Annotated in this window: 16 protein-coding genes; 8 read left to right on the top strand and 8 right to left on the bottom strand. The window is 50.2% G+C overall.

Annotation, left to right across the window (positions count from 1 at the left end):
- Window positions 1-121: 121 nt before the first annotated feature.
- Window positions 122-751, bottom strand: a complete 630-nt coding sequence (locus JNJ77_02235; GenBank protein ID MBL8821378.1) for a hypothetical protein — start codon at window positions 749-751, stop codon at window positions 122-124.
- 209 nt (window positions 752-960) lie between these two features.
- Window positions 961-3,864: a DPP IV N-terminal domain-containing protein gene (locus JNJ77_02230; GenBank protein ID MBL8821377.1), complete on the bottom strand. Its 2,904-nt coding sequence runs from the start codon at window positions 3,862-3,864 to the stop codon at window positions 961-963.
- A 396-nt stretch (window positions 3,865-4,260) separates the two neighbouring features.
- Between JNJ77_02230 and JNJ77_02225 the strand changes: the two genes are divergently transcribed.
- Both JNJ77_02225 and JNJ77_02220 read left to right on the top strand, forming a co-directional pair.
- Window positions 4,261-5,217, top strand: a complete 957-nt coding sequence (locus JNJ77_02225) for an RNA-directed DNA polymerase (protein ID MBL8821376.1) — start codon at window positions 4,261-4,263, stop codon at window positions 5,215-5,217.
- A gap of 1 nt (window position 5,218) precedes the next feature.
- Entirely contained in the window at window positions 5,219-6,520 is a 1,302-nt protein-coding gene (locus JNJ77_02220) for a DUF418 domain-containing protein (protein MBL8821375.1), read from the top strand.
- A gap of 56 nt (window positions 6,521-6,576) precedes the next feature.
- Here JNJ77_02220 and JNJ77_02215 read toward each other — a convergent pair whose 3' ends face one another.
- The 3 genes from JNJ77_02215 to JNJ77_02205 all read right to left on the bottom strand — a co-directional run bounded on the left by JNJ77_02215 (window position 6,577) and on the right by JNJ77_02205 (window position 9,265).
- Entirely contained in the window at window positions 6,577-7,026 is a 450-nt protein-coding gene (locus JNJ77_02215; GenBank protein MBL8821374.1) for an RNA-binding protein, read from the bottom strand.
- A 245-nt stretch (window positions 7,027-7,271) separates the two neighbouring features.
- A complete protein-coding gene (locus JNJ77_02210) occupies window positions 7,272-8,363 on the bottom strand; it encodes a 5-(carboxyamino)imidazole ribonucleotide synthase (GenBank protein MBL8821373.1) in 1,092 nt (363 codons plus the stop codon).
- A gap of 38 nt (window positions 8,364-8,401) precedes the next feature.
- A complete protein-coding gene (locus JNJ77_02205; GenBank protein MBL8821372.1) occupies window positions 8,402-9,265 on the bottom strand; it encodes an RluA family pseudouridine synthase in 864 nt (287 codons plus the stop codon).
- 99 nt (window positions 9,266-9,364) lie between these two features.
- Here JNJ77_02205 and JNJ77_02200 point away from each other — a divergent pair, with 99 nt between their 5' ends.
- From JNJ77_02200 to JNJ77_02180, 5 genes are all read left to right on the top strand, one after another.
- On the top strand, window positions 9,365-9,859 hold the full coding sequence (locus tag JNJ77_02200; GenBank protein ID MBL8821371.1) for a CAP domain-containing protein: 495 nt from the start codon (window positions 9,365-9,367) through the stop codon (window positions 9,857-9,859).
- A 111-nt stretch (window positions 9,860-9,970) separates the two neighbouring features.
- Window positions 9,971-10,825, top strand: coding sequence for a DUF481 domain-containing protein (locus JNJ77_02195; protein ID MBL8821370.1), 855 nt, complete (start codon window positions 9,971-9,973; stop codon window positions 10,823-10,825).
- The gene (locus tag JNJ77_02190) at window positions 10,826-11,503 is read left to right on the top strand and encodes a hypothetical protein (GenBank protein ID MBL8821369.1); all 678 of its coding nucleotides are present in this window, start codon (window positions 10,826-10,828) and stop codon (window positions 11,501-11,503) included.
- Window positions 11,504-11,560: 57 nt separating this feature from the next.
- Complete coding sequence (locus JNJ77_02185; GenBank protein ID MBL8821368.1) at window positions 11,561-12,496, top strand: EamA family transporter; 936 nt, start codon at window positions 11,561-11,563, stop codon at window positions 12,494-12,496.
- 75 nt (window positions 12,497-12,571) lie between these two features.
- The gene (locus JNJ77_02180) at window positions 12,572-14,503 is read left to right on the top strand and encodes a DUF362 domain-containing protein (GenBank protein ID MBL8821367.1); all 1,932 of its coding nucleotides are present in this window, start codon (window positions 12,572-12,574) and stop codon (window positions 14,501-14,503) included.
- A 2-nt stretch (window positions 14,504-14,505) separates the two neighbouring features.
- On the opposite strand, the gene JNJ77_02175 is transcribed toward JNJ77_02180, so the two are convergent.
- Genes JNJ77_02175 through JNJ77_02165 form a run of 3 tightly spaced genes read right to left on the bottom strand, consistent with a single transcriptional unit; the run spans window position 14,506 to window position 17,516 of the window.
- A complete protein-coding gene (locus JNJ77_02175; protein ID MBL8821366.1) occupies window positions 14,506-15,495 on the bottom strand; it encodes a glycosyltransferase family 2 protein in 990 nt (329 codons plus the stop codon).
- Window positions 15,434-16,462 (bottom strand): flippase-like domain-containing protein, encoded by a 1,029-nt coding sequence (locus JNJ77_02170; protein ID MBL8821365.1) that lies wholly within the window; start codon window positions 16,460-16,462, stop codon window positions 15,434-15,436. The genes JNJ77_02175 and JNJ77_02170 overlap by 62 nt, the downstream gene beginning before the upstream one ends.
- The gene (locus tag JNJ77_02165) at window positions 16,440-17,516 is read right to left on the bottom strand and encodes a tyrosine-protein phosphatase (GenBank protein MBL8821364.1); all 1,077 of its coding nucleotides are present in this window, start codon (window positions 17,514-17,516) and stop codon (window positions 16,440-16,442) included. The genes JNJ77_02170 and JNJ77_02165 overlap by 23 nt, the downstream gene beginning before the upstream one ends.
- Before the next feature lie 130 nt (window positions 17,517-17,646).
- Here JNJ77_02165 and JNJ77_02160 point away from each other — a divergent pair, with 130 nt between their 5' ends.
- Window positions 17,647-19,023, top strand: a complete 1,377-nt coding sequence (locus JNJ77_02160) for a neutral/alkaline non-lysosomal ceramidase N-terminal domain-containing protein (protein MBL8821363.1) — start codon at window positions 17,647-17,649, stop codon at window positions 19,021-19,023.
- Window positions 19,024-19,086 lie beyond the last annotated feature (63 nt).

Raw genomic sequence — 19,086 nt, 5'->3', positions numbered from 1 at the left:
GTGTTGCTGGGTCATCGTTGTCATAAACCACTACAAATCAGCGGTGAGTTTGTGACAATGCCTTTAAAAAAACAAAACTCCGAAGCTTCAGCCTCGGAGTTTCACCTGTCATGAGGTGGTATTATCGATTCAGTTCAGTCCAGTAACCATTGGTATCCCGCATGTGGTACCTGCCAAACTGATCGAGATGGAATAACACTCCCGTTTGTGGATTCCGATAATAGCCAGGCTGCAGGTAAGGCAACACATGTTGCTGACCATTCTGATCGGTGTAGGTCTTGTTGCCTGACAAGATGTTACCCGCTTCAGCCTGGTTGTGGTAATAACCCTGTTGCCAGGCTGCGATGGCCTGTTTGCTTTGTTGCTGCGCATTCCACAGCCCCTGAACAGCAGCTTTCTCTTTTGACTGGTTGTTCAATTCGTTGTTCATGTAACGACGAGCGCCTTCCGGCGTACCACCAGCAGTGGCTACATACCAGTAGGCGAAATCGCGAAGCGAAGTGCGGCCACCCTGTTGCAGGTGCTGCTGATGCATCGCTTTGCAGCGTGGGTCCTGCATGGCCTTTTCCACTGCATCCTGTGCACGCTGTTCTGCCAGGCGGACCGTACTGTTCATTTGAGCCATCATCTGGTTAGCCATCTGGCCATAATCTGGCCCCAGATTGTAACCACCATAATAAACCTGACCGAAGGCATCGGTGGAACCCATTGCTACCGTTGCGAGTGCCAAGGATGCTAAGCGGGCGAACATGATAAAACTCCTGAGTTGAGACGTTTGTGGTTGTTGATCCACTGACACGACTCGTACAACTCAGAAAGCATCACTGTGACATCTCGATGGAGAATTTTCCTGAAAAAGGACAAGCAATTGACGCAACTTTATTAATTGCAAGCACTTAAAGGTAAGTGCCACAGGAAAATTACTTCGCCTGTGGCGTACAAAAGGTACTTTGTCGGCTGCTATTTGCCGTTTATCTTCTCGTTAATGTCAGCTCCAGCAGGCCTGTCTCCGATCAGATGATCGGAGAAGAAATCCCACATCCTTTGGTTGAAATAAGCCTGCGAGGTGCCAAAGCCATGCCGCTGGCCAGGTAGAATGAGCATGTCAAAACGCTTATTCGCTTTCACGAGGGCATCTACCAGTCGCATCGTGTTGGCAGGGTGAACATTGTTGTCAATTTCACCATGTACCAGCAACAATGCACCTTTCAGATTGGCAGCCAACTCAGCATTGGTGGGAACAGCAATGCTGAACTTCATTTTCTTTTCTTCTTCTTTCTTTTTCTCCTCATCCTTCTTGGAATCAGTCTTGTCTGTTTCTCTTTTCACTTCGCCTGTTTTGGTTTCGACTTCCTTCCTGGTTTCAGTTGTTTTGGCATCCGTGGTCAGTTTTCCGAGTTTTTCTTTTGCATCAGCGAGTTGTTTCTCAAGGCTGGTCAGTTCATCGCCTTTGGCATTTGCCATCTTCGAGGCAATCTCTGCCACTTCCTTCTTGATGGCATCCAGCTTCTCCTGTCGATCCTTTGTGCCAACATCCTGAGGTTCATTTTCGAGATCGTATTCCACCTCACTGAACTCACCTGCTTCGGGAGGTCGACGACGACGCTGGCCAGCACCGCGCTGTACATCGCCAGCATCCTGCTGTTGAGTTGCAGCTGTCTTGGTATCGGCCTGGTCTGCGGGCACTTCCTTCATGCCATGATAACGCTCCGACCAGTTATCATTGTAAATGTTGTTATCATGATTACCGGCTGAAGCGACCGCTGCCTTGAAGAACTCGTTGTAAGGCTTCTGCAGCATGGCAGCAGCGGACATGAATCCACCGCCGGAATGACCATAAATACCCACTCGATCGATATCCATAAACGGATACTTCAATGCCAATTGTTCGATGGCTGATTTCTTGTCTTCCAATGCATAATCACGCAGGTTGAAATAGCCGTAGCGGTGATAGGCCTTGGAACGTGTCGGCGTGCCGCCACGATGGCCAACTTGTATGACGATGAAACCTAACTGAGCCATCTGCATGTTACTGCTGAAGGCAGAGTAGGTATGGGTTACACCTTCGGTCTGTGGCCCGGGATAAACATGGGCGATAATGGGGTACTTCTTTTTGGGATCGAGGTCAAATGGTGTCCACATGTTGCCATAGAGATCGGTAACGCCGTCTGCTGCCTTCACAACAAACGTAGTAGGCAGTTTCCAGCCGGTTTCTTTCAGTCGGCTGACATCACAGGTTTCCAGATCCATAATCTTCGCACCGGAAGAATCACGCAGTACCGAAGTCGGAACCTGATCGATCCGGGAAGAATTATCGACGAGAACCTGGTAGGTACTCGAAAGGATTGAATTATGGTTGGCATTGCCTGGATCCAGTAATCTCAATCCGGATCCATCTAATCTGACTGAGTAGAGGTGCTGGTAATAGACATTCTCTCCAGCTTCTCGTGCGTTTCCTCGGAAGTAGAGCGTGCGATTCTTGGAATCGACTGCAACTATGGAACTGGCACGATATGGCCCGCTGGTAATGGCATTTTTCAGCGTGCCATTGGTGTCGTACAGGTAGAAATGCCCCCAGCCTGATCGTTCTGACCACCAGATCATTTCATCAGTGTCATCCAGGTATCGCACATTCTGGAATTCAATGTTACCGTTATCAAGTCCCTCCTCAAACAGGCATTTGCATTTGCCCGTTTTCACATCGAGTGTGCAGAATTCGATATTCCGCTGCAGACGGTCTCGACGTACAAACCGGAGTTCGTTGTTCTTCTTGCTCCAGTGAATGTTGAAATAGCGCTCATCCTTGAATCGTGGTGTAACCTGCTCCAGTTTCTTGGCGTCAAGATTCACATAATACAACTGAACCCGCCTGATCTTATCTTCACCCGGCATGGGGTATTTGTACTTTTCCAGCTTGGGGCGAGGCATGGCAATCGAATCAACCAGAAAGAGTTCCTGCACACCGCGGGAATCATTCCTGGTGACATAAAACGCCTTGGAATCAGGTGTCCAAGTAACATTCACTCTGCTTTTTCGTTCAGGATCGACTGGCCTTGTCTCAGCGCCTCCTCGTCCACCGCCTCCACCAAATCCGCCAAAGCCACCTGCAAAGGTGTAATCCTCTTCACCATCCTTGGATAGCTGGATGGCATCCTTTTCCTTTTCAGATTCCGACACGTAAATATTGTGCTTGTAGGCATACACATAATGTTTCTTGTCGGGGGAGAAGTTCCGATAATCAAAGTTAGGCCTGGCAGGTTCCGTCGTTTGCCCCTGTGTCTGCTGTTGCTGATCTTGTTGTTGCTGCTGTTCCTGTTGCTGGCGGAACCTTTCCACCAATTCCTGACGCCGCTGTTGTTCTTCCTGTGACAGACCGGGAATATTCCCACCTTGTGGCGCTCGCGGAGCACGTGACCCCTTGGTTAATTTATTCGCTACGATTTCATACTCGTATTGAAACTCATCAAACACGAATTTCAGCTTCGCACCATCATCAGTCAAGGAGACGCGGCTCAACGACAAGCCATGAGCCTCGATAGGTTTCTTGGCCACTTCAGACAAGGCTGCGGCCAGTTTCGTATGATCGAAAAGAGCTTCCTTGCTTTTATTGGCCGGATACACTTTCCAATAGCTGGTGCCCTTGCTCGTGCGATAGACGTACCAGAAGTTATCCGTCTTGCCTATCCAGTTCGGTGTCACACTGGTGTCATAGCTGAACTGCTGAATGAAGTCTCTGCTGAACTTCTGAGCATTGGGATAATTGGCTTTATTGACTCTCTCCGGCTCTGCAGCCTGAACTGATACACAAATAACTGCAAGACCAATCCCCCACAGTGTGCGGGAAAGAATCATTCGCGAAAACATGTTGGGACCTCTCAGAAGACGCCTGACGATTTCACTGGAATGTTATGCCGGTAGGTACGCAGCAGGATGATGACAGAATAAACCATTGAAAGTGAAAAATAAACCATTCAGTTTTCAGTTCTCATAAGGTCTTCATGGTCTACATCTGGTCATAACGGTTGAAAGTCGGGTTTTTGCTTTTACCATGCCGAAACATCCGTTAGGATGCCATTGCCTTGGCTTGATGCCCCTTGACTGGAGTGGCATAGGCTGATGTTTCGTCAGCCGGGTTGTTTCAGGTAGCCTGGAAAATCGGCTACTGCGGGATAGGACAACTGGCCATATGCGATATGGCCAGATTGACCTATGCAAGGCAAATAGCAGCTCGCAAGAGCTGCTATTTCATTTGGAGTTTCCATGGGTCTATTCAACTGGATTTCCAAGCTCTTCCGGCGAACGCTTCCACCCTCTGTTTTCAAATATCCAGAGCCACGTTGGGACAAAAAAGAACTGCTTCGTCGACTGAATCTGAATGAAATCAATCTGATCTACACGGTAAGGGGGTTCAATCCGAGGGATACCAATTTACTGGCACCACATCTCATTCCCCTTGGTTACTGGTGGCACAAGATTCCCAAGCGTTCTGGCAAACCCAGAATGCTGTATTCCCCCAATCCCAGATTGAAGCTGTTGCAAAAGCTGCTGTTGCGAAAAGTATTTGCCAAACTTGCAGTTCATTCAGCCTGCAAAGGCTTCCGTCGAGGACAATCAAACTGCACTCACGCCAGGCTTCATGTTGGCAAAGCGGTTGTGGTCAGAATAGATATCAAAGATTTCTTCCACTCTACATCTGGAAATCAGGTTTACGATTTCTTTCGCCGGATTGGCTGGAATCATGAAGCCGCTTCGCTTATTCAAGCCATTTGCACACGAAAAAATCGCCTCCCACAGGGAGCCCCAACCAGCCCTATACTCAGCAACCTCGTCAACTACCGTATGGATGCACGCCTGGCCGGATTAGCCGGGAAAAGCCAAGCCATCTATAGCCGCTATGCCGATGATCTCATCTTTTCATTCGAACAGGATAACCGTCGGTTCATTCGTGGCGTCATCCGGCGTGTTGTCAGCATTCTGTTCGAATCAGGCTACACCATCAACAGAACCAAGTTGAATGTCATGCGCCAACATAACAGGCAAGTGGTTACAGGCCTGGTGGTCAACCGCAAAGTACATCTCCCCCGATCAACCCGTCGCTGGTTGCGTTCCGTCGAACATCACCTCAACACTGGTAAATCCGCCACACTAACTCGCGAACAACTGGCTGGATGGAAAGCCTACCAGCAAATGATTCAAACTCAATCGACAGGAAATTGATATGAGCCAGGAGATACCAGAGTCTTTGGAACCTGCCAAGCCAATTTCGGCTCAACCGGTACAGGATCAGGAACGGATCCACGCCATCGATGTACTGCGAGGGTTTGCACTGCTAGGTATTCTGCCTGTCAACATCATTGCCTTCGCGCACGTTGAAGCTGCTTACCAGAATCCTGCCATCGCCGGTGGTTTTACCGGCATCAATTTTATCACCTGGCTTTTGACGCACGTCATCTTCGAAGGCAAGATGGTCACCCTTTTCTCGATGCTCTTTGGCGTCGGACTTTTTCTTCAGGTAAGCCGGGTTGAAGAACGTCGTGGCAAGCCTGGTTCGGGCCGTGGGTTATTTTTCCGCCGGGTATTCTGGCTGCTCATCATCGGACTCATTCATGCTTACGTTTTCTGGTATGGTGATATCCTGACCTACTATGCCTTGATGGGAATGCTGGTCTATTGGTTTCGGAGATGGAAACCGCGAAACCAGTTGATTCTCGGTCTGAGCCTGATCCTTTTAGGCTCATTGATTCTCGTCGGCGCATCATTACTTCTTGACTTCTCGTTCAGCTATGTGGAATCTCATCCCGAATTGGTGAAGGAGACGGAAGATATCAGAAAAATGAAGGAAAACTTCAATCCAACTCCTGCCATGGTGGAAGAGAAATCCAAACAGGTTCGTGATGCAGGGTTTGTCGAGATGTTAAGGCTGCGGGCGCCTTCAACCGCTCAATTCCAGATTTTTGGCCTGTTGACGTTTGTCTTGTGGCGCATCACCGGTCTGATGCTCTGTGGCATCGCTCTTTACCAACTACAGGCATTTGACCGTTCCTGGCCGAATCAACGTTATCAGCGCTGGGCCATGATTGGTCTGGGGCTTGGGATACTGCTCACCTGCCTGGGAATCTGGCAACATTTGCAGACCAAAGAAATGCCGGACATGATTCGAACCATGGCCACGTACGACTACTACGGTTCCCTGCTGATGGCAGCAGGCTACTTTGCTGTCATCATGCTGGCTGTGAAGCAACGATGGTTGCCTGCTGTTCAATCACGCCTTGCAGCAGTTGGCCGAATGGCCTTCACCAACTATTTGTCCCAAACGCTGATCTGCACCGCTATCTTTCACGGCTGGGGCCTGGCACAGTTTGGCTTATGGCAACGGTATCAACTCTTTCTTCTGGTAATTGCCATCTGGTGTTTCCAGTTATTCATCAGTCCGATCTGGCTCAAGCATTTCCATTTCGGCCCGTGCGAATGGGTCTGGCGATCGTTGACCTATTGGAAACTGCAACCGATGCGACGATAAAAAGAACAACCCTCGTGATGTGTCACGAGGGTTGTTTGAATTAAATGCTGAGTAGATTAGTAGCCGCCGTCGCCGCCACCGTAGTCGCCACCGCGGCCACCGCCGCCGTAACCGCCTCGGCCACCTCGACCGCCGCCGCCGCCACCACCGTAGCCGCCGCGACCACCGCCGCCGCCACCGTAGCCACCGCGACCGCCGCCACCACCACCGTAGCCACCGCGACCGCCGCCACCACCACCACCGCCGCCACCACCGAATTCTGATTTCGGACGGGCTTCGTTCACAGTGAGAGGACGGCCTTTGAATTGCTGGCCATTCAAGGCTTGCGTTGCAGCGTCAGCTTCCGTAGGGTTACCCATTTGAACAAAACCGAACCCTTTGGAACGGCCTGTTTCTCGATCAACAATTACTTGAGCCGATTCGACGGCTCCATAAGCAGCGAACAATTCGTTCAATTCTGCATCGGTCATCTGGTAGGGCAAATTGCCTACGTACAAACGCTTCATAACGCAAACACTCCAACTCTCGGTAATTCGGGAACCAGGCCCATCGAACGATGTGAAACGTAACAGAAGGGCATCGAACAAGTGTCGCCGCGAACCGTCCACCTACTTCAGTGAACCTAACCTCTCGCTAACGTGCCGCCTGCTTGACTCTCCGCAACCGAAGGCTAACCGGCATTATAACGACAACCTTTACCCTGTCGACTCTGAATTTTTACATTTCATGGAAATTCACAGAATGCAGGAAATTATCCTATTTGCCTCATAATCTCGTCTCGTTTTTCGTCGTGGGCAGAAACTATCGTGACATGCCCTATTTTTCTGCCTGGCTTTGGTTCCTTACCATACAGGTGAATGCTGACTTTTTCATTCTGACAACATGGTTCACTCATGATTTTTTCGAGTGCAGGCACGCTTCCAATCAGGTTAATCATCCCCACACTGCCTTGTACCCTGGTATTTCCCAAAGGCAGACCACAAATGGCACGCAAATGATTTTCAAACTGGCTGGTACAGGCACCTTCAATAGTCCAGTGGCCACTGTTGTGAACCCGAGGAGCCATCTCATTGACAACCAGTTTCTCACCCACCTGGAAAAACTCGATGGCAAGCACGCCTGAATATTCGAGCCCATGCATCGCCATGTCGGCAAAATCTTCCGCTTGTTGTTGCAGTGCAGCAGAAACGTTTGAAGCCGGTGCCAGAGTCTTGCGAAGTATCCCCCCTTCGTGAAAGTTCTGCACCAGTGAATAAAATTTCTTGTCACCGGTTGTGCTTCGAACAGCAATGATGGACAGTTCTCGATCAAACGTTACATACTGTTCCAATATCAAAGGGTTCCCTTGTAGCGTCTGCCATGCTGCTTCAGCATCGTCTCGTGAGCGAATGACAAACTGTCCTTTGCCATCGTAACCCAGTCGGCATGTCTTGATAACGCAAGGCATGCCCAGTTGATCGACTGCGGTATCCAATTCTTCTCGCGTGTTCACCGGAAGAAACAAAGCAGTAGGTACACCCATCGATTGAAAGAATGTCTTCTCTTCGATTCGATCCTGCGAGATGGAGAGCGCCAGTGGGGAAGGATGCACGTTGACGTGGGTTGCCAGAAACTCCACTGCCCAGGTGGGTACATTTTCAAATTCGTAGGTAAGTACATCCAATCCTTCAGCAAATGCCTGCAATGCTTCCAGATCATCAAAGGAACCCACTGTCAGCGGCATGACGTGCCCTGCCACCGCATCAGGAGTCGTATCGAAACAGCGAAAGCGGAAGCCCAGCGGATACCCCGCCAAACCCAGCATGCGTCCCAGTTGCCCACCACCAAGAATGCCGATGTTCATGAAATTAGAATATGAACGCTCCATACATTGCAATCCATTTATTGAACGCAAAACTCTCCCGGCATCATCGCCTCATACACTCTCGCTGTCTTTTCCCCCAATGCAGGCAACTCCAACCGATGCGCATGCAACATTAGCCGTTTCGCAGAATGAGCTTTCCCATAGAGCCGATCTCCCAGTATGGGCGAACCCAGATGAGCCAGATGCACTCGGAGTTGATGTGTTCTTCCAGTTTCAGGCCACAGCCTTACCTGCTGTCGACGTGTATGCTCCTGGTTACCAGGAACCAGTTCATACCTGGTGCTTGCATGTTGCCCGCCCTTCTCCACCACGACCATCTGATCTCGCCGATTCGGATCAACATCCAGCCGAGCCTCTATCACTCCTGATTCCTGAAGGCGATGAGGCCATGCTACCACAGCCCGATACTCCTTTTTCACTTCGCGGGTTTTGAATGCCTTGTCCAGCAGCTTGTTGATTTTGCCCGGCCTGGTGAGCAAAATCACTCCTGATGTATCTCGATCCAATCGATGGAACAGCAGCAACTCGCCAAAGTGAGCCTTCGCCAGATCATGTAGATTCACCGCATGGATCGAACGTGATGGCGCACTAAGCAATCCTGCCGGCTTGTTGACTGCAACGATATCACCGTCATCGGCAATGAGCCATTGCGGATCAAATACCGTAGACGGTTCCGCTCGAAACTCTGCAGGCACCTCAGCTTCTATGACATCGCCCCGGTTGACTTTCCAGGATGCCAGCCAAACCGCTTTGCCGTTCACCCTGATTTCACGATGGCTGATCGCCCTGCCAATATCTTTCCGACCCCAGGCAGGAAACTGCTTCCGCAAGGCCTGATCCAGCCGCATTTCCGCATCAAGCGATGTCAACTTGAACTTCATGAAAGGTTGCAGCCTTATTGCCAATCACAATCACTTTACCTTGGCGTATTATCCTATTTCGATTTATGATGGGCTGGTACTCTGCTGTCGAGTATTTTTATGGCAAGCACTTACCCAGATAGCATTACCCGGCTTGCTCTAACGGTTCTTGTCTTTTTCTGTAGTGCAACCAGCGCCGATGCCTGGCCGATTGATGAAAAACTGTCGTCGGAAGAGCAGACCCTGTTGGATTTAACGAACAGGGAAAGACGCTTGAAAAACCTGCCTGCTCTCAAGGTTCATCCCCAATTGATGAAAGCAGCCCGGGAACACGCTGCCAACATGGCAAAGCAGCAGAAATTGGATCATCATCTTGATGGCAAAGATATGTCCGATCGCATCAAAGCCCAGGGATATGCTTTCTCGGAAGCAGGGGAAAACATCGCTCACAAGGCAGGCAGCGTTCGCCTGGTTATGAAGAAATGGATGGAATCCGAGGATCACAGAAACAATATCCTCTCGGAAGAGTATGTCGAAATAGGTCTCGGTCTGGCCAAGAGTGAAAAAGGGGAATACTACTGGGTGCAAGTCTTTGCGACACCTCTTTTTCGGTAGCAATCTGTGCTATTTAGTTCGATTCAGTTGACCTTGCGACACTTCTGTGAAAATGCTATCGCTGCCGGTGAATTATCATAATTTGCACCTATTTATCAGGGCAGCGAGGAGATGATGCGTCATATCACCTATCTACCAATTGCAATGCTGATTGCAGCGTCGCTTGGTCAATGCTCCGTTCATGGTCAGAACATGGCGCCTACCATGTTCAATGCACCCAAGCCATTTGTGGAAATGCCCAAGGATGCACCGCCGTCAGTGGTAACCACTCCGGTCGATTGTCCTCCAACATTTCTGCCTCCGGTTGCCATCGTGAACCCCTGGTCGGGTGCCATGGAGTTCGGCATCAATGGCGCTGAAGGCAACAGTCAGAACTTTAACCTTCGCTATGGCCTGGGCGTTCGACACAAAACGCAGGACAACATCTTCACCTTCGATACCCAGTACAACCTGGCAAGCATGGACGATGTTCGAACGCAAAACCGATGGTTCTCCATCGCTCGCGACGAATGGTACTTCCGTGGCACCCAATGGGGCTTCTTCGTCGATGGCACCTTCGAATACGATGAGTTCCGTGCTTTCGATTACCGAGTCGCCACCCACGCTGGTGTGACGTACAAGTTCATTGACAATTCCCAGACGCTGCTCAAAGGCCGGGCCGGTGCTGGTGTCAGCAGGGAGTTTGGCGGCCCCAATGACGACTGGACTCCTGAACTCCTCTTCGGCATGGATTTCGATCACAAATTCAATGAAAACACCAAAGTCTTCACCACTGCCGATTTTATTCCCAATGTCACCAACTTCAGTGACTACCGTTTACAGATTCAGGCAGGTTTTGAAACCATGTTGTCCAAGGAATATAACCTGGCTTTGAAACTGGGCATTCAGGATCTTTATGACAGTACACCTGAAGGACGTGAACCCAACGATTTGTTCTATTTCGTCGCTTTGATCTGGAAGTTTTAAATGAAACGCAGTTGGTGGATATCGCTGGCATTGTCTATCATCCTGCTGGGTGGACTGGGAGGCGCTGCCTATGCAGTACTCTCCTTTGAACCCGTGTTTTACCGCGATGCCCTGCAGCCAGCGGGCAAAGTTCGTGAACAAGCCTCACGCGATTTTGAGCAGCGGGTCATCAATCTCGTCACCGATGCCACCTACAATAAATCGTGGAAATTCTCCTGCACGCACGAACAGATCAATAGTTATTTCGTGGAAGATTTCCTGAAAACCAAAACTGCCAGCATGCTGCCAGCCCATGTTCACGACATTCGAGTACAGTTCCTCAACGACGAGATTCATCTTGGCTTTCGATATGGAAGCGGGAAGTTCAAAACCATTGTTTCACTCACCATGAAAGCCTGGCTGGCTCCACGAGACCCAAATACGCTGGTAATTGAAATGGTTTCCATGCAGGCTGGAGCCTTGCCCTTTGGTGTCAAAACCTTTCATGAAGAAATCGCTGAACAATTGCGAAGCCAGAACATTAAAACACTCTGGTACCGCAAGGATGGCCATCCTACGCTGGTTTTGAAATTCCAGGCAGATCGCCGCGAACCTTCCTTTCACTTCAAGCATCTCGAAATCAAGCAGGGCAGTTTCTTCATCGAAGGGGAAACCCTCGATCCCGAAGCTCCCAAATAAGTGCGTAGTCTGATTGATACCACTAGCTACTGAACACCAAGTCAGTATTAAAGCCTTATGTCATCGTCGTCACTTCGCACCCAACTCTCTCCCTGGGTGATTCCAACAGCTTTAATCGTCCTCTATCTCTCCTGGGGCACTTCGAACCTTGCCATACGCATCGGCGTGCATGATATGCCGCCGTTCTATTTTGGTGGTGTACGCCTGGTGATTGCCGGCCTGGTCGTGCTCGCTATAGTCGCCTACCGAACTGGCAAATGGCAACTCAGTAATGCTGATCTGTTACGCTGTGGACTCTCCTCTACCCTCCTCTTTTGTGGTGGCAACGGACTCTTGACCTGTTCGATGATGTATATCGAATCAGGCTTGGCTGCAGTCATCATCGCTCCATCCCCCATCTGGATGGCCTTGATGGAACTCGCCATCCCCCATGGCGATCGATTAACCCGCCGGGGCTGGATCGGGTTGCTCTTAGGTTTCGTCGGCATATCCGTCTTAGCCTGGTATAAACTCAGCCAGGGTGCCAATGATGATCACCACTGGGGCTTCCTGCTGGCCTCTGCCTCGGCATTGGTCTGGTCACTGGGAACCGTATTATCGAAATACAACCGGCCAAAGGGCCCTACCTGGCTGGTGGCAGGTTACCAGATGCTGCTAGGTGGCATTGGCATGATGATTGTCAGCACAATACTCGGAGAACCCTGGCGTATTTCCGAGAACACTTTTACCTGGTCTGCTCTCCTGGCATTTCTCTATCTCCTGCTCATCGGTTCCTTAATCGGCTTTGTCATTTTCCAGTTTCTGCTGACCAATGTCTCTCTCGCACTTGCGGGGTCATATGCTTACATCACACCCGTCATTGCCTTGATTCTAGGAGCATGGGCTGCCCAGGAAGATGTGCCCGGTGCTGCGGTGGTTGCCCTCATTCTTACCCTGACCGGTGTTGGTTTGATCAAGCAGGGCATGCGAAAACGTGCGACTGCTTATAGTTAGTTCAGCGTGTGGTATAGTGTAATGGCAACTATATTATGAAAGCAGTTGATACGCATACTGTACGCCGAGAAATTCATGCTTACTCTTTCGCCTACCGAAGTTATTCAGCAAAGCAGAGATTATCTCCTTTCCACACAAAATGAAGATGGCGGCTGGGGTTATGCACAAGGTCTCCCTTCCCAGCCTGAACCAACGGCCATGAGTCTACTGGCCTTGGGTAACCTCAGTCAGAACTCTGAATCACTGAAAAAAGCATGTCGCTTTCTTGCAGGTCTGCAGGATGTCAGCGGAGCCATTCGCGTTCCAGGTGCATTTGTCAAATCGTATTGGCCCACTGCGATCACCATCGTTGCACTGCATATTGTCGAGCCTGATTCACCAGTCATCAAAAAAGCTCTTGGCTGGCTGTTATCTCTTCGATCCAAGACCAAGGAAATGAATGAGGATCTGGCCCGCGATTTTGAAATTGACACTTCTCTGGTAGGCTGGAGTTGGACCGAAGATACTTTCTCCTGGGTTGATCCCACCTCATGGGTCATCCTTGCACTGCGTCTGACTGGCAATGCACAACACCCCAGAACTTCAGAAGGACTAAAACTTCTTCTGGATCGTGTTTATCCCGAAGGTGGCGCCAACTGTGGCAACCGACGAATATATGGCTCCATGACCGAACCTGTTCCCGCCAACACCTGCTCATTGCTCCTTGCTCATAGCGGCCTGGAAGATCACCCCAAACTGGCTGCTTCGCGACAGTACTTACGCGATTCTATCACCAATCACGCTGACCTGGAAAATCTCTGCTGGATTCGATTAGCTCTGGAAGCCTGGAATCAGGAACCTGCGACAGCCGCAATATTGCCAAGCTTACAGGACAAAATCCTTGAACTGTACGAAGAACAGACGCAGGACAAACGTGTTTTCAAACGCAGCACGATTCGCCAGGCATTGACCGTTCTTGCTTTACAAGTCGACAAGGTGAACCCCTTGTTGCCTACTGGCAAGGAAACAACAACCTCTGCTGATGAAAAAATTAAGCCGAAGAAACCTGGTTTTGCAGATCGGCTGGCTGCATCATTCAAAGGCATCATGGTTTCAGCAGTGGGACAATTGCGTGCACTGCCTGAATCCACCGTCGTTCACATCGGCAAAGCCACAAGCTATGAAGATGATTTGATCTCTTTGGTGGCAAAACAATACGAATCGTTTCGAGCCAAAGTTCCACTGAAAGATAAAAAAGTTGTCATCAAACCCAATCTGGTCGAATACCATCCCGATCGGGTCATCAATACCAATCCTAAAGTGATTGGTGCGGTGATTGCCTTGTGCCTGAAAGAAGGTGCCAGGGAAATTACCGTTGCAGAAGGCCCCGGGCACTGGCGCAATGTTGAATATCTGGTCACTGCCAGCGGCCTGCGCGATGTCCTGGCAAAATATCAGGTGCCTTTTGTCGATGTGAACAGTGATCGCATTGCTCAACGCCTGAACCTGGGTATGCTCACAGGCATGGATCACATTTACTACTCAGCAACCGTTGCTGAAGCAGACGTGCTGATCTCCATGCCGAAGTTCAAAACCCATCATTGGGCTGGTGTTACGCTCTCGCTGAAAAACCTTTTCGGCACGTTGCCCGGCATCTGTTACGGCTGGCCGAAGAATGAACTACACCATCGAGGCATTGAAAACAGCATCATCGATATAGCATTAACCAGAACGCCGGAACTGGCTATTGTCGATGGCATCGTCGGCATGGAAGGCGATGGCCCACTCAATGGCAAAGCCCGACAGATGGGTGCCATCATCATGGGTAGCGATCCGCTGGCTGTTGACTGCACCTGCGCAAGACTGATGGGATTCCGTCCAGAAAAAATCGGGCACCTGATTCTGGGTGCCCGCCGAAGACTTGGACATCTGGAAGCCAGCCGCATTCAACAGGCAGGCGAAACCATTGATAGCCTCAGGCAGTCGTTTGAACCACCGCCGAAGTTGGAAGACATTGTGGATAGATAACGTCAAGCAACCTTCTTTTCCAAGCCGAGAGTTGCCTGGATCACATCGTTGTCTAAATTCAATGTCCTGCGAATGTGATAAGGCGCCTTGCCCTGGCTTTCAAAGTACGTTCTCGACAAAACCTCACCAATCAAACCCAGCGAAATGAACTGCACACCCACGACGGTGAGCAGCACGCTCAGCAGCAGCAGTGGATTGCGGTTCATACGCTCATTCCATGCCAACCTTTGTACAACGCAGGTCATCAGAAACGCAAAAGACAGGCCAAAACAGCCCAGACCGGTCAGCCCAAAAATGTGCATGGGGCGGGTCAGATAACTCTGCAGGAATCTCACCGTGATCAGATCAAGCACCACTCGTACGGTGCGCGACAGGTTGTACTTCGTCTTGCCAAACTGCCTGGCGTGATGTTTGACCGGCATCTGATAAATACGCTGCCCGCTGATCTCCGACAGAACACTCATAAAGCGATGCATTTCCCCATACAAAGGCAATTCTAATGCTGCTTCACGTCGCATCACGCGCAACGTACAGCCCAGGTCACGAACTTTGGTACCTGTCACTTGGCGGATCAAGGCATTGGCTGTCCAACTTGGTATCTTCCGTACCACCAGTTTATCCTGTCGGTTTACCCGCTCACCCAGAACAACATCGTACCCTTCCTTGAGTTTTTCCAGCATCATCGGAATATCGCTGGGATCATTCTGTAAATCGCCATCCATGGTAACGATGACATCGCCCTGTGCTGCATCAATACCTGCACGCAGCGCTGGAGTTTGACCGAAATTTCGTCTTAACTGAATTACTTTAAAGCGATGATCTTTGGCTCCCACCTTGGCCAGTGCTTCAAAGGTGCCATCCGTAGAACCATCATCAACCACAATGGCTTCATACTCGTAGCCGGTTCCATCCAATGCTCGAGTGATTGCCTCATGCAGCCGCTCGACGTTGTCTTTCTCGTCCTTCATTGGAACCACGATCGAGAGATTCATGGGAATCCTTCCCTTCTTCTACAAGAGTACGATATGTAGCCGACACTTCGTGTCGGTCAAAAAACAGGTAAAACACACCGCCTACTAACCCGACACCAACGGATAAGGCAAACCAGGCAACTCCCAGAGCCAACGCCTGCTCCTTGCTGACACCATATGGTGCAAAGAGCAGGATCAAACCGCCTTCACGAACCCCAATTCCATTGAAACTGACAGGCAGCATGGTCAAAAGTGTCACCAGCGGCACTACCACAAAGTAGGCATACCAAGGCGTTGCCAATCCCAAAGCCTGGCCCAGCAAAATCACCTGCCAGGTAGCCATGCATTGCACAATGAATGCCAGCCCCAATGCCTGCGACCAGGGCGAAGTTTTATGTGCCGACCATGTCAGATTCTGGACTATTGCCAGATATTTTTCTGATCGGACTGAAAGTCTGGGCAGCACTACCAGTGTTGCAATGATTCCAGCCAGCAAGGCCCAGGGTAGCAGAATAATCCATGTATCGATGGCATTCAGGGAATTGATCGTAGCCAGGCAGGCCATGATAAGCATGACCGTTACACCAGCAAGTCTATCTGCAATGACAGTTCCAAACGCTGCAGGTCGTTCCTTTTTATTAGCTGCTAGTTTCCAGGCTCGGACTGCATCGCCTCCAATGGAAGTAGGTAGAAACAGGTTGAAAAACGTGCCAACATAAAACAGCGTTCGAAACCGGTGATAAGACGACTGAAAACCAGCAATACGTGCCAGTATCAACCAGCGCAGACTGCTGAAAGATTGCCCAACCTGAATGATGACAAATGCCAGCAATACCAGACCGTGGTTCATCTCAGTTAAAACGGATTGCAGCGATTCCCATTTCAACTGAAATGCAAGAAAAACAACGATGATGACACTGAGCACAACTCGCAATGCCACCTTCCAGTGTTTCAGATATTTCGCTTTATCGTTGTGCAACTGAGGCACTGACTATCTCCAGTTTTTTTTTGAGTGCTTTGGAACCAACCATATCGCCATAACATCGCAGCTGCTCATCGTACATGTCCAGAAACAATCGATACTTCCCCGGCTCGCGCAGTGGTGGAATTGCCACTGTCAGCTCAATCGTTTGCTGAGGCTGAACAACAACGCCCATAAACCCTGCTGCCAGGTATTTGCGATGTGGCAACGGATCATCTGCCTTGATCCAGGGTGGTGGTTTTGCCCACTCTGGTTCGATGTAGCCCCGTAGATGTACTCCCACATTCGAACCACGGTCAAAATGCCAGGGATACTGACTCTGGTTATGCAGCTTCACTTTGATTACCTGGTGTTCACCAGCGGCTATTCGATCAGGCACCTGAATGGGAATCACTTCTCCCCAACATTGCCCAGGCCGATATTCCTCAAAAATCCAGTGCTTGAGTGCATTACGGGTATGCGACTGACCTGTCTGGGCTAGCCAATCGATGTAATAATTAACCACCTTGTCCATCTCCAGGACGCGATCAATCGGTACATGACCACGCAGGATCGAAAGTTGCCGCAAGGCTGGTTCTACTGGCCCATCTCCCTGGTGATGCAGGTAGGCAATCACGCTGGCCAGGCCGGTTCGATCTGCTCCGCGGCGACAATGAATCAAAATAGGCCGCGGCGCTGTTTCCAGCGTCTGCCAGAGTTTCTGCAACTGATCCGGTGCTGGTGGCAAATAGGCTGAGAAATTGAAATCAACCCGGTGCAAGTTCAATGCTTCCACTGCACTGGTTTCATCCTGATACCATGGTTCCCACGGACAGCAATTACGCAGGTTGATGATGGACCTGATGCCAAAGCGATCAACCGCTGTCTGTATTTCCTGCGAAGATAAATGAGCTGAACGATACAATTCGCCATCGACGATGGTGTGCCAGTTCGGTCCAAGCGACAGACGGACAACTTCGATGATGCCAAAAAAAACTGCAAGACATACTGTCGTACGCAAGACATAAATGACCCGCTTACGAATGCAGTTTGCACCATCCGTTTGTGATGTCAGACTCATCAAGACAGACCTTCCCTGGTCTTCGACAGCGTCCCTGCTGACGACTGGCCGGACTATGTCAAAAATCACATTTTTTGACTAGGCGAGTTTTATATTGATGACAGATAACGATTTACGGTATCCTGCTGGCATGGCAATTTTACGCTGGATCCTGTCACTGTTCCTGACAACATTGCTTCTGCACGCGAACACGCCTTCATCTGCTCCCGCACCAAGAAAAGCATGGAGAGCGGGCACCGCACGAGCCATTATTACGCCACAAACTAAAGTCTGGCTGGCTGGATATGGTACCAAACGGGAACCGACCGGCAAACTGCACGAACTCTGGATGAAAGCACTCGCACTGGAAGATGAATACGGACATCAAGTGGTACTGATTACCAGCGACTTCCAGGGCATCCCCAAAGAAATGTCGGATCGCGTCTTCCAGCAACTCAAGCAACAGTTACAACTTGAACGCCAACAGGTCATGATCACATTTTCCCACAATCATTGCGGCCCCAGGTTGGGAAGCGATCTGGTGGATTATTACCCTGTCGAACCGGCTCAGGAAAAACTGGTCGAAGAGTACACCAAGCTAATGGAAGAACGCATAGTGAAACTGGTAGCTGATGCACTCAAAGACCTGGCTCCCGCGCATCTCAATAGTAATGCAGGCCATGCTACCTTTGCAGTCAATCGACGCAACAACCGTGAAGCTGATGTTCCCGAAATGCTAAAGCGGGGATCTCCATTCAAAGGCCCGGTCGATCACACGGTGCCAGTGATCACAGTTGCCAGAGCGGATCACTCTCTGAAAGCCATCGTGTTCGGCTACGCCTGTCATCCTACCACTCTTTCCTTCACTCAATGGTGTGGCGATTACCCTGGCTTTGCGCAACTGGCCATTGAGCAGCAACATCCCCATGCGATGGCGATGTTTGTTAATACCTGTGGAGGCGATCAGAATCCCCTGCCCCGCCGAACAGTCGAACTGTGCGAAAAGTATGGCAAGACGCTCGCCCAAGCCGTTGGCGATGCCATCAAGAAACCAGCGAAACCCATTGATGCCGAATTGCGTTATGCATTTGAGTTTGTCGATTTGCCTTTTGAATTGGTTGTGACACGAAAGCAGTTGCAGGATTCACTCAAAGACTCGAACGCCATCAAACAGCGTTGGGCACAACGACTGCTTAAAAAGTTGGATAGAGGTGAAACCTTCCCATCTGCCTATCCCTATCCGATTCATGTCTGGCGGCTCGGAGAACTCTGGATGATTGGCCAGGGAGCAGAAACCGTCGTCGACTATGCACTGCAATTCAAATCGCACTTTGGAAAGGAAACCTGGGTGCTGGGATATGTCGACGACATGGCTGCCTACATTCCTTCCAGACGTGTCTGGGATGAAGGTGGCTACGAAGGCGGATCCTATCTATATGAATACGGCAGGCCGGCCTTGCGATGGGCTGGCGATATTGAAACCCGAATCACCCGGACAGTGTACAAGTTGGCTGAGTCTTTGAAATGAAATCGTATCACTCAAATTCTGCTTGGCTAAACTTGTCCAAGCCGTGTACGATGCTGTTAGTCA

The sequence above is a fragment of the Planctomycetia bacterium genome, from assembly GCA_016795155.1.
GTDB lineage: Bacteria > Planctomycetota > Planctomycetia > Gemmatales > HRBIN36 > JAEUIE01.
Note: the sequence above shows the minus strand (reverse complement) of the source record. Positions and strands in the feature narration are given on the sequence as shown.